The following is a 12385-nucleotide window of genomic DNA, read 5'->3' on the forward strand; positions in this document are numbered from 1 at the left end:
GTACGCACCCGTACACCCGAAAGAAGATGAAGAACATGAGCAACGCCGACTCCACCGTCACGCCCCTCAAGTCCCTTGCCGGCGAAGGCGTTTCCATCTGGCTGGACGACCTGTCCCGCAAGCGCATCGAGTCCGGCAACCTCGCCGAACTGATCGAGAACAGCCACGTCGTGGGCGTCACGACGAACCCCTCGATCTTCCAGGCGGCCATCGGCTCCGGTGAGGGCTACGAGGAGCAGCTCGCCGACCTCGCCACCCGCGGCGTCACCGTCGACGAGGCGGTCCGCATGATGACCACCGCCGACGTCCGCGCCGCCGCCGACATCCTGCGCCCCGTGTACGACGCGACGCAGGGCCGCGACGGCCGCGTCTCCATCGAGGTCGACCCGCGCCTGGCCCACGACACGGCGGCCACCGTCGCCGAGGCCAAGCAGCTGGCCTGGCTGGTCGACCGCCCGAACGTCATGATCAAGATCCCGGCGACGAAGGCGGGCCTCCCGGCCATCACCGAGGTCATCGGCCTCGGCATCAGCGTCAACGTCACGCTGATCTTCTCCCTGGAGCGCTACCGCGCCGTCATGGACGCCTACCTCTCGGGCCTGGAGAAGGCGCAGGCCGCGGGCATCGACCTGGCGGGCATCCACTCGGTCGCCTCCTTCTTCGTCTCGCGCGTCGACGCCGAGATCGACAAGCGCCTCGACCAGGCAGGCACCGACGAGGCCAGGTCCCTCAAGGGCAGGGCCGCCCTCGCCAACGCCCGCCTCGCGTACGAGGCGTACGAAGAGGTCTTCGCCTCCGAGCGCGCCACGAAGCTGGAGACCGCCGGCGCCAACAAGCAGCGCCCGCTGTGGGCCTCCACCGGCGTCAAGGACCCCGCGTACAAGGACACCCTGTACGTCGACGAGCTCGTCGCCCCCGGCACGGTCAACACGATGCCGGAGGGCACCCTGAAGGCCACCGCCGACCACGGCGTGATCACCGGTGACACGGTGACGGGCGGCTACGAGCAGGCCCGCGCCGACCTCAAGGCCGTCGACGCGCTCGGCATCTCCTACGACGAGGTCGTCCAGCAGCTCGAGGACGAGGGCGTCGCCAAGTTCGACGTCGCGTGGAACGACCTGCTCGGCACCGTCGCGAACCGCCTCGCCGGCAAGGAGGCGCAGGCCAAGTGAGCATCACCGCTTGGCAGAACCCGCTGAGGGACCCCCGCGACCGCCGCCTGCCGTGCGTCGCGGGCCCCTCCGGGCTCGTCATCTTCGGCGTCACCGGCGACCTGTCCCGCAAGAAGCTGATGCCGGCCGTCTACGACCTCGCCAACCGCGGACTGCTGCCGCCGGGCTTCTCGCTCGTCGGCTTCGCCCGCCGCGAGTGGGAGGACCAGGACTTCGCCCAGGTCGTCCACGACGCGGTGCGCGAGCACTCCCGCACCGAGTTCCGCGAGGAGGTCTGGCAGCAGCTCGTCGAAGGCATGCGCTTCATCCCCGGCGACTTCGACGACGACACGGCGTTCAAGCAGCTGCGCGAGGCCGTCGACGACCTCGACGAGAAGCGCGGCACCAGCGGCAACTACGCCTTCTACCTCTCCGTGCCGCCGAAGTTCTTCCCGCAGGTCGTGCAGCAGCTCAAGAAGCACGGCCTCGCCGACGGACCCGAGGGCTCCTGGCGCCGCGCCGTCATCGAGAAGCCGTTCGGCCACGACCTCGCCAGCGCCCGCGAACTCAACGCGATCGTGCACGACGTCTTCGCCCCCGACCAGGTCTTCCGCATCGACCACTACCTCGGCAAGGAGACCGTCCAGAACATCCTGGCCCTCCGCTTCGCCAACCAGATGTACGAACCCATCTGGAACCGGAGTTATGTCGACCACGTGCAGATCACGATGGCCGAGGACATCGGCATCGGCGGCCGCGCCGGCTACTACGACGGCATCGGCGCAGCGCGTGACGTCATCCAGAACCACCTCCTCCAGCTCATGGCGCTCACCGCCATGGAGGAACCCGCCTCCTTCGACGCCGAGTCGCTCCTCACCGAGAAGCTCAAGGTCCTCAAGTCGGTGCGGCTGCCCGAGAACCTCGGCGAGCACACGGTCCGCGCCCAGTACGCGGCCGGCTGGCAGGGCGGCGAGAAGGTCCCCGGCTACCTCCAGGAAGACGGCATCGACCCCGAGTCGAAGACCGACACCTACGCGGCCATCAAGCTGTCGGTCGACAACCGCCGCTGGGCGGGCGTCCCGTTCTACCTGCGCACCGGCAAGCGCCTCGGCCGCCGCGTCACCGAGATCGCCGTCGTCTTCCAGCGCGCCCCGCACTCCCCGTTCGACTCCACCGCCACGGAGGAACTCGGCCAGAACGCCGTGGTCATCCGCGTCCAGCCCGACGAGGGCATGACCGTACGCTTCGGCTCGAAGGTCCCGGGTACCTCGATGGAGATCCGGGACGTGTCGATGGACTTCGCCTACGGCGAGTCCTTCACCGAGTCCAGCCCGGAGGCGTACGAACGGCTCATCCTGGACGTCCTGCTCGGCGACGCCAACCTCTTCCCCCGCACGGAGGAGGTGGAGGAGTCCTGGAAGATCCTCGACCCGATCGAGGGCCACTGGGACACCCACGGCCGGCCCGCGCAGTACGCCTCGGGGAGCTGGGGCCCGAAGGAAGCGGACGAGATGCTCGCACGAGACGGACGGAGCTGGCGCAGGCCATGAAGATCGACCTCACCGACACGACGGCAAGCAAGGTCAACAAGGCCCTGGTGGAAGGCCGCAGGGCGATTGGCACCCCGGCCGTGGGCATGGTCCTCACGATGGTCATCGTGACCGACGAGGAGAACGCCTACGACTCCATCAAGGCCGCCGAGGAAGCCTCCCGCGAGCACCCCTCGCGCACCCTCGTCGTGATCAAGCGGCACGCCCGCTCGCCCCGCGACCGCCAGGGCAACCGCCTCGACGCCGAGGTGCGGGTCGGCGCGGACGCCGGCACCGGCGAGACCGTCCTGCTGCGCCTGTACGGCGAGGTGAGCCAGCACGCCGACTCCGTCGTCCTGCCGCTGCTGCTCCCGGACGCGCCCGTCGTCGTCTGGTGGCCCGTCGACGCCCCCGAGGTTCCCGCCAAGGACCCCCTGGGTGCGCTCGCCCAGCGCCGTATCACCGACACGTACGCCGTCGAGGACCCGCTGTCCGCGCTGGCCGCCCGCGCCGCCTCGTACGCCCCCGGCGACACCGATCTGGCCTGGACCCGCCTCACCCCGTGGCGCTCCATGCTCGCCGCCGCCCTCGACCAGGCCGGCGCCGAGATCACCTCGGCGGCCGTCGAGAGCGAGGCCGAGAACCCCAGCGCCGAGCTGCTCGCCCGCTGGCTGGGCGTCCGTCTCGGCGTGCCCGTCGAGCGCGTCACCACCGCGGGCCCGGTCATCACCGCCGTCCGCCTCGGCACGGCCGGCGGCGAGATCCGCATCGACCGCCCCGACGGGCCCCTCGCGCAGCTCACCCTGCCCGGCCAGCCGCAGCGCACCCTGGCCCTCAAGGTCCGCACCACCTCCGAGCTGATCGCCGAAGAACTCCGCCGCCTCGACGCGGACGAGATGTACGCCATCGCCCTGCGCGGCGACGGCACCAAGGAGCGCGTTCAACATGCCTGACACCACCCCGCATCTCACGGTCCGCCCCCAGTGGACGGCCCTTTCGGACCACCGCGCGAAGCAGCGCCAGGTCCATCTGCGGGATCTGTTCACCACCGACCCGGACCGCGTCGGGCGCTACACCGTCCAGGTCGGCGACCTGCACATCGACTACTCCAAGCACCTGATCACGGACGAGACGCTCGCCCTGCTCCAGGAACTGGCCACCGCCACCGACGTGTTCGGGCAGCGGGACGCCATGTTCCGTGGCGAGAAGATCAATACGACGGAGGACCGGGCCGTGCTGCACACGGCGCTGCGGGCCCCGCGTGACGCGGTGATCGAGGTCGACGGTGTCGATGTCGTCCCGCAGGTGCATGCCGTGCTGGACAAGATGGCCGTCTTCGCGGGCAAGGTCCGTTCGGGGGAGTGGACGGGCCACACCGGCAAGCGGATCAAGAACGTCGTGAACATCGGGATCGGTGGCTCCGATCTCGGTCCCGCGATGGCGTACGAGGTGCTTCGCTCCTTCACCGACCGGGACCTGACGGTCCGTTTTGTGTCGAACGTGGACGGTGCGGACCTGCACGAGGCGGTGCGTGACCTCGATCCGGCCGAGACGCTGTTCGTCATCGCCTCGAAGACGTTCACGACGATCGAGACGATCACCAACGCCACGGCGGCACGCAGCTGGCTGCTCAAGGCGCTCGGCGACGACTCCGCGGTCGCGAAGCACTTTGTCGCCCTGTCGACGAACGCCGAGAAGGTGTCCGACTTCGGCATCGACACGGCCAACATGTTCGAGTTCTGGGACTGGGTCGGCGGGCGCTACTCGTACGACTCGGCCATCGGCCTCTCGCTGATGATCGCGATCGGCCCGGACGCCTTCCGGGAGATGCTCGACGGTTTCCACCTCGTCGACGAGCACTTCCGCACGGCCCCCGCCGAATCCAACGCCCCTCTTCTGATGGGGCTGTTGGGTATCTGGTACGGCAACTTCCACGGCGCCCAGTCGCACGCGGTCCTGCCGTACTCGCACTACCTGTCCAAGTTCACGGCGTACCTCCAGCAGCTCGACATGGAGTCGAACGGCAAGTCCGTGGACCGCGAGGGCCGACCGGTGGACTGGCAGACGGGACCCGTGGTCTGGGGCACCCCCGGCACCAACGGGCAGCACGCCTACTACCAGCTCATCCACCAGGGCACGAAGGTCATCCCGGCGGACCTGATCGGCTTCGCCCGCCCGGTCGGCGAGCTCTCGGCTCAACTGGCCGACCAGCACGACCTGTTGATGGCCAACCTGTTCGCGCAGGGTCAGGCCCTCGCCTTCGGCAAGACCGCGGACGAGGTCCGCGCCGAGGGTGTCGCCGAGGCGCAGGTGCCCCACCGCACCTTCAGGGGCAACCACCCCACGACCACCATCCTGGCGAAGGAGCTGACGCCTTCCGTCCTGGGCCAGCTCATCGCCCTCTACGAGCACAAGGTGTTCGTCCAGGGCGCCGTCTGGAACATCGACTCCTTCGACCAGTGGGGCGTCGAACTCGGCAAGGTCCTCGCCAAGCGCGTCGAGCCCGCCCTCACCGAGGGCGCCGACGTCCCCGGCCTCGATGCCTCCACCCAGGCGCTCGTCGCCACTTACCGCACGCTCCGGAAGAAGTGAAGACAGACATGACCGCGATACAGCTCGGACTCATCGGCCTCGGCAAGATGGGCGGCAACATGCGCGAGCGCATCCGCCGCGCGGGCCACACCGTCATCGGCTACGACCGCAACCCCGAGGTCTCCGACGTCGACTCCCTCACCGAGCTCGTCGAGAAGCTCGAAGGCCCGCGCGTGGTCTGGGTGATGGTCCCCGCGGGCGCCGCCACCCAGTCGACGGTCGACGAGCTGAAGGAGCTTCTCTCGCCCGGCGACATCGTCGTGGACGGCGGCAACTCCCGCTGGACCGACGACGAGAAGCACGCCGCCGAGCTCGCCGTCAAGGGCATCGGCTTCGTCGACGCCGGTGTCTCCGGCGGTGTGTGGGGCCTGAAGAACGGCTACGCCCTCATGGTCGGCGGCGACAAGGAGCACATCGCCCGCGTCCAGCCCGTCTTCGACGCCCTCAAGCCCGAAGGCGACTTCGGCTACGTCCACGCCGGCAAGGTCGGCGCCGGGCACTTCTCCAAGATGGTCCACAACGGCATCGAGTACGCCATGATGCAGGCCTACGCCGAGGGCTGGGAGCTCCTGGAGAAGGTCGACTCCGTCACCGATGTGCGTGAGGTCTTCCGCTCCTGGCAGGAGGGCACGGTCATCCGTTCCTGGCTGCTCGACCTGGCGGTCAACGCGCTGGACGACGACGAGCACCTGGAGGGGCTGCGCGGCTTCGCCGACGACTCCGGAGAGGGCCGCTGGACGGTCGAGGCGGCCATCGACAACGCGGTGCCGCTGCCCGCGATCACCGCGTCCCTCTTCGCGCGCTTCGCCTCGCGCCAGGACGACTCGCCGCAGATGAAGATGATCGCGGCGCTGCGCAACCAGTTCGGCGGCCACGCCGTCGAGAAGAAGTGATCAGGGGGAGACGGCAGCCATGGGCGACCTCCTGCTGGTCCGCCACGGCGAAACGGAGTGGAGCCTGTCCGGACAGCACACCAGCTGGACGGACAAGCCTCTCACCCAGCACGGCGAGGAACAGGCAAAGTCCCTCGCCCCGCTCCTCGCCGGACGTCCGTACGCCCTCGTCCTCACCAGCCCGCTCGGCCGCGCGGTCCGCACCGCCGACCTCGCGGGCCTGAGCGGGGCCAGGTCCGAACCGGCTCTCCACGAGTGGCACTACGGCGCCTACGAAGGCGTCACCACCCGCGAGATCCACCGCACCCGCCCCGACTGGGACCTGTGGACCCAGGGCGTCCCGCAGGGTTCCGAAGACGGGCCCGGCGAGTCCCCGGAGGCCGTGGGCGAGCGGGCCGACCGCGTCCTGGCCCGTGTGGCGCCCGCGCTCGCGGAGGGCGATGTGGTCCTCGTGGCCCACGCCCACGTCCTGCGCGTGCTCACGGCCCGCCGCCTGGGCCTCGCCCCGGCGGACGGCCGGCTGTTCCAGCTGGCGACCGGGACGGTGAGCCGCCTTTCGACGGAGCACGGGCGACCGGTGATCGCGGAGTGGAACGTGCGGGCGCCCGGACACGAGTGAGCCGAGTGAACGCGGGGTCTTGACAAGGGGATTGGTCCATACCAACTTGGTGGTCGCGCCTCGCGCGCCACTGGTGTCCGGTCCAATCCCCTTGCCCCCACCGGGAGTTCATGTGTTCTCCAGACGCAAGAGACGCTCCTCAAGGCCCCGCCTTCTCGCCCTCATCGGATCCGCCGCACTCGCGGTGGCCGGCGCGGTCGCCCTCCCCGCCACCGCGCAGGCGGCGAACGTGCTGTCCAACGCGGGCTTCGAAAGCGGCAGCACGAGCCCGTGGACCTGCTCCGGCGGGCTCGGCTCGGTCGTGTCCAGCCCGGTCCACGGCGGCACCAAAGCCCTGTCGGGGGCGGCCAGTTCCAGCGACAACGCGAAGTGCAGCCAGACCGTCTCCGTCCAGCCGAACACCGCGTACACCCTCTCGGGCTGGGTGCGCGGCAACTACGTCTACCTCGGCGTGGACGGCGGGGCCTCGACCTGGACGCAGTCCCCGACCGCGTACAGCCTGCTCACGGTGCAGTTCACGACCGGCGCCTCCCAGACCAGCGCCACCGTCTACACCCAGGGCTGGTACGCGCAAGGCACCTACTACGCAGACGACATCAGCCTCGACGGGCCCGGCGGCGGGGGCGGCGACACCCAGGCGCCCACCGCCCCGACGGCCCTGAAGTCCACCGGCAAGACCTCGACGAGCGTCTCCCTGTCCTGGACCGGGGCGAGCGACAACGTCGGCGTCACCGGCTACGACATCTACAGCGGCGGCAGCAACAAGCTCCTGACGGTCTCCGGCACGAGCGCCACCGTCAGCGGCCTCTCCCCGAGCACCGCGTACGCCTTCACCGTCAAGGCCCATGACGCGGCGGGCAACGCCTCGGCCGCCTCCAACTCGGTCTCCGTGACCACGGACCAGGGCTCCGGCGGCGGCACCGGCTTCAAGCAGGCGGCCCCGTACTTCTACACCGGCTGGGGTGACCCGCCCAGCCCGGCCACGGTGATGAACGCGACCGGCGTCAAGTGGTTCACGATGGCGTTCGTCCTCTCCTCCGGCGGCTGCAACCCCGCCTGGGACGGCCAGCGCGCCCTCACCGGAGGCCAGGACCAGACCGCGGTCAACGCCATCCGCTCCGCGGGCGGCGACGTTGTCCCGTCCATCGGCGGCTGGAGCGGCAACAAGCTCGGACCCAACTGCTCGACCCCCGAAGCCCTCGCTGGCGCCTACCAGAAGGTCATCGACGCGTACGGGCTCAAGGCCATCGACGTCGACATCGAGAACTCCGACGAGTTCGAGAACGAAGCCGTCCAGGACCGCATCCTGGGCGCACTGAAGATCGTCAAGGCCAACAACCCGGGCCTGCGCACCATCCTCACCTTCGGCACCTCGACGACCGGACCGACGTACTACGGCAACCGCCTCATCGAGCAGTCCAAGGCCCTGAACGCGGACATCGACGTCTTCACGATCATGCCGTTCGACTTCGGCGGCGGCTCCGACATGTACGGCAGCACCGTGAACGCCGCCGAGGGTGTCAAGACCAAGCTCAAGTCGGTCTTCGGCTGGGACGACACAACGGCGTACGCGCACATCGGCATCTCCGGCATGAACGGCCTCAGCGACCAGCAGGAGACCACGACGCCGGCGATCTGGACCCAGGTCAAGGACTGGTCCAACAGCCACCACATCGCACGCCTCGCCTTCTGGTCGGTCAACCGTGACCGGCCGTGCGCGGGCGGGGGAGTGGCGGAGAACTGCTCCGGCATCAGCCAGGACAACTGGCAGTTCACGAAGATCACCGCCGGGTTCACCGGCTGAGCACCCGCGCACCGGACAGGCCCCCGGGATTCCCGGGGGCCTTGTCGTTGCCGAACGCCGCGACAGGCCCGGAAGATCCTCAACTTCGCTGTGACCGCGAAGGCTTACGCAGGAGACGCATCGCGCGTACAGTCCCGGGCAACCTCGTTTAGTTACGTAACTTTACTGGCGCCTCCCACCCGCGTGAGGAGCTCCATGTGAACGTTCCCCCCGCCGCGGCCGTCGTTCTCGCACTGGACTTCGGCGGCACCAAGACGGCCCTGACCGTCGCAGACCGGCACGGCACCCGGTTGCACGACCTCACCGTCGAGACCGCGGCGGAGCACGGCGCACGGGCCAGCCTCAAAAGGGCCGTGGGCGCCGCCCGAACACTTCTCGACGGCCGCGAACCCCTCGCCGTCGGGGTGTCCACCATCGGCATCCCCGGCGCCGAAGGCGTCGCCCTCGCCCCGAACATCCCCGGCTGGGAAGAGCTCGCCCTGGGCCATGAACTCGCCCTGGAATTCCCGAAGTCGGAGCTTCGCCTGGCCACCGACGTGAAGGCCGCGGCCCGCTACGAGCACGATGCCGGGGCGTTGAAGGGCTGCGACCCGGGCCTGTACATCAACCTCGGCACCGGGCTCGCCGTCGCCATCGTGGCCGGCGGCACGGTCGTGGCCGGACGGCACGGTGCGTCCGGCGAGATCGGTTACAACCTGCGTACGGTCGCCGACGTCGGACGGCGCTCCGGCGACCGGATCCCGCTGGAGGACGTCGTCAGCGGCAAGGCCCTCAGCCTGGCCGCGCGGGCGAACGGATCCGCCGAACTCGCCTGCCACGTGGTGGAGTTCATCGACGAGTTGGCCTTCCATCTCGTCAATCTCGCCATCGCCGTGGATCCCCAGCGGATCGTCGTCGGCGGAGGCATGGTCCGCTCCTGGGCCTCTCTGCACGCACCGCTGCGCACCGCCCTGGACGCGGCCGTGCCCTACCCGCCGCAGCTCGTACCCGCGGCGCACCCGTACGACGCGCCCCTGCTCGGGGCACTCGCGCTGGCCGTCGAGGCCGTGCGCACCGGAACCTGACGCACCCGGCCCACGAAGGGACTGGCAGGACATGAGGCCCACGCGCATCCTTGCCGCAGCGGTCATCGGCGTGCTCGCCGTGACGGCGACGGCCTGTTCGGAGACCAAGCACAAAGGTGGCTCCGACAGCAACGACGCCACACAGAGCAGCGGCCCGAAGAAGAAGGGCGGCACGGTCACCATCGCCAACACGGCGGGGCAGACCTGGACCTGCAACTTCAACCCGTTCAACCCGGCCGTCTACAACACCTCCATCGGCTTCGTCTACGAACCCCTGATCTACGTCAACACCCTCAAGAACCAGGCCGAGACACCGATGCTCGCCAAGAGCTACAAGTGGAACGCCGACAAGACGCAGATCGACTTCACGATCCGCTCCGGAGTGAAGTGGAACGACGGCAAGCCGCTCACCGCCAAGGACGTCGCCTTCACCTTCAACCTCATGAAGCGCGTCAAGTCCACCGACCTGTACGCCCTGTGGACCACGGCCGGACTCCAGTCGGCGACCGCCTCCGGCGACCGGGTCACCCTGAAGTTCGAGAAGGCGGCGCAGCCCTACTTCTACGCGTTCGCCCACCAGGTCGCCATCGTGCCCGAGCACGTCTTCGGCACCGGCGCGGCCGCCGCCCACCCCGACACCTGGGTCGACAAGAAGCCCGTCGGGACCGGCCCGTTCGAGGTCGACCCCTGCTCGCCGAACAACATCCAGTACACGGCCAACCCCGACTACTGGCAGCAGGGCAAGCCGTACATCCAGAAGGTCGAGTACCCGGCCTACCTCGACAACGGCCCCGCCAACCTCGACCTCGCCAACGGCAAGGCGCAGTGGGGCAGCCAGTTCATCCCGGGCATCAAGCAGTTCTACCTGGACAAGTCGGCCGACAACCACACGTGGTCGCCGCCGGTCCAGAACGTCAGCATCCACCCGAACCTCGACCCGTCCCACAAGATGACCAGCAACCTCAAGGTCCGCCAGGCGATCTCCCTCGCCATCGACCGGGACAAGGTCTCCAAGATCGGCGTGGGCGGCCAGGAACCGGCCGCCAACCAGTCGGGCATCGTCACCCCGACGTTCGACAAGTACTACGACAAGGCGGCCGTCGAGAAGGCCGGCTTCGACCGGCCCGACCCGGCCCGCGCGAAGAAGCTCATGTCCGGCCTCGGCTACTCCCCGTCCAAGCCGCTCAAGCTGAAGATCATCACGATCACCGGCTACACCGACTGGGACGCCTCGCTGAACGTCATCAAGCAGAACCTGAAGGCCGTCGGCATCGACCTCACCGTCCAGGACCTCGCCCAGCAGACCATGGTGGGCAAGCTCTACACCGGCGACTACGACCTGGCCTACTACAGCCAGCAGACCAGCGGCCCGACCCCGTACTACGAGCTGCGTCAGGTGCTGCACTCCGCGAACACCGCGCCGCTCGGCAAGAACGCCGCCAGCAACTGGGAGCGCTACAAGAACCCGAAGGTCGACCAGCTCCTCAACGACTACGCGTCCGCGAGCGAGACCGAGCAGGTCGCCATCGTCAAGCAGGTCGCCCAGTACATGCTCGACGACGTCCCCGTCATCCCCGTCGTGGAGGCGGTGGACTGGTTCCAGTACAACACCAAGGACATCGCCGGCTGGCCCACCGAGGACAACCCCTACGCCCAGCCCGCGGCCTACAACTTCCCCGACACGGGCCAGGTGCTCACCCACCTGTACTCCAAGTCGGCCCAGTAGGCGGTGACCTGTGCGCTTCATACTGCGCCGCCTGGGGTTCTTTCTCCTCACGCTCTGGGCGGCCCTCACCCTGAACTTCTTCATCCCGCGCTTCATGCCGGGCGACCCGGTCGACGCGCTCGTCGTGCGCACCCGTGGCCGGGTCTCCCGCGACGCGCTCGAACAGATGCTGACGTCGTTCGGCTTCAAGCCCGACCAGAACGTGGTGGTCCAGTACGTCGACTACCTGGGTCACATGTTCACCGGGAACTGGGGCCGCTCCATCGGCCAGACGCTGGGCGAGCCGGTCACCAAGCTGATCGGCGGCGCCCTGCCCTGGACCCTGGGCCTCGTCGGCATCACCACGGTCCTCGCGTTCGTGCTGGGCACGCTCATCGGCACGGTCTCGGGCTGGCGACGCGGCGGCGCCCTCGACGCGATCCTCCCGCCGATCTTCGTGATCACCTCAGCGTTGCCGTACTTCTGGGTGGGCCTGCTGCTGATCCTGGTCTTCTCGCAGGGCACCGGCGGCTGGCTCCCCGCCAACTTCAACTACGACACCACGATCGTGCCCGGCTTCTCCCCGGGCTTCGTGGGCAGCGTCCTGTCCCACGCGGTCCTGCCCGCGGCGACGCTGCTCATCACGACGATCGGCGGCTGGATCCTCACCATGCGCAACAACATGATCACCACCCTGGCCGAGGACTACGTCCGGATGGCCCGCGCCAAGGGCCTCGGCTCGCGCCGCATCATGTACGGCTACGCGGCCCGTAACGCGATCCTGCCCAACCTCGCCGGCTTCGCCATGTCCCTCGGCTTCGTCATCTCGGGCGCGATCCTCATCGAGTACGTCTTCAACTACCCCGGCATCGGCTACCTCCTCTACAACGCCGTCCAGAACGTCGACTACCCGCTGATGCAGGCCCTGTTCATGCTGTTCACGGTCGCGGTCCTGGTGGCGCTGCTCGCGGTGGACATCGCGACCGTGTGGCTGGATCCGCGAGCCAGGGCGAAGGGGTGAGCGCCCG

The 12385-nt window shown here is 69.0% G+C and carries 10 protein-coding genes; all 10 read left to right on the top strand.

Annotation, left to right across the window (positions count from 1 at the left end; all coding sequences use genetic code 11):
• Positions 1–26: 26 nt before the first annotated feature.
• The 10 genes from tal (at position 27) to OG456_RS29340 (ending at position 12378) form a co-directional block, all read left to right on the top strand.
• A complete protein-coding gene (gene tal, locus OG456_RS29295; RefSeq protein ID WP_266566141.1) occupies positions 27–1172 on the top strand; it encodes a transaldolase in 1146 nt (381 codons plus the stop codon).
• Positions 1169–2701, top strand: coding sequence for a glucose-6-phosphate dehydrogenase (gene zwf / locus OG456_RS29300; RefSeq protein ID WP_266566143.1), 1533 nt, complete (start codon positions 1169–1171; stop codon positions 2699–2701). Before tal ends, zwf begins: the two co-directional genes overlap by 4 nt.
• Positions 2698–3633: a glucose-6-phosphate dehydrogenase assembly protein OpcA gene (gene opcA / locus OG456_RS29305; protein ID WP_266566145.1), complete on the top strand. Its 936-nt coding sequence runs from the start codon at positions 2698–2700 to the stop codon at positions 3631–3633. Before zwf ends, opcA begins: the two co-directional genes overlap by 4 nt.
• Positions 3626–5272, top strand: coding sequence for a glucose-6-phosphate isomerase (gene pgi / locus OG456_RS29310; protein ID WP_266566147.1), 1647 nt, complete (start codon positions 3626–3628; stop codon positions 5270–5272). The genes opcA and pgi overlap by 8 nt, the downstream gene beginning before the upstream one ends.
• Positions 5273–5289: 17 nt before the next feature.
• On the top strand, positions 5290–6165 hold the full coding sequence (gene gnd / locus OG456_RS29315; RefSeq protein ID WP_266569480.1) for a phosphogluconate dehydrogenase (NAD(+)-dependent, decarboxylating): 876 nt from the start codon (positions 5290–5292) through the stop codon (positions 6163–6165).
• Between the two features lie 19 nt (positions 6166–6184).
• On the top strand, positions 6185–6784 hold the full coding sequence (locus OG456_RS29320) for a histidine phosphatase family protein (RefSeq protein WP_266566149.1): 600 nt from the start codon (positions 6185–6187) through the stop codon (positions 6782–6784).
• 112 nt (positions 6785–6896) lie between these two features.
• Positions 6897–8588: a carbohydrate binding domain-containing protein gene (locus OG456_RS29325; RefSeq protein ID WP_266566151.1), complete on the top strand. Its 1692-nt coding sequence runs from the start codon at positions 6897–6899 to the stop codon at positions 8586–8588.
• Positions 8589–8785: 197 nt separating this feature from the next.
• Positions 8786–9652 (top strand): ROK family protein, encoded by an 867-nt coding sequence (locus tag OG456_RS29330; protein WP_266566153.1) that lies wholly within the window; start codon positions 8786–8788, stop codon positions 9650–9652.
• A gap of 31 nt (positions 9653–9683) precedes the next feature.
• Entirely contained in the window at positions 9684–11378 is a 1695-nt protein-coding gene (locus OG456_RS29335) for an ABC transporter substrate-binding protein (RefSeq protein ID WP_266566155.1), read from the top strand.
• A gap of 10 nt (positions 11379–11388) precedes the next feature.
• The gene (locus OG456_RS29340) at positions 11389–12378 is read left to right on the top strand and encodes an ABC transporter permease (protein WP_266566157.1); all 990 of its coding nucleotides are present in this window, start codon (positions 11389–11391) and stop codon (positions 12376–12378) included.
• The last annotated feature ends 7 nt before the right edge of the window (positions 12379–12385 follow it).

This window comes from Streptomyces sp. NBC_01446 (assembly GCF_026340095.1).
Lineage (GTDB): Bacteria > Actinomycetota > Actinomycetes > Streptomycetales > Streptomycetaceae > Streptomyces > Streptomyces aureus.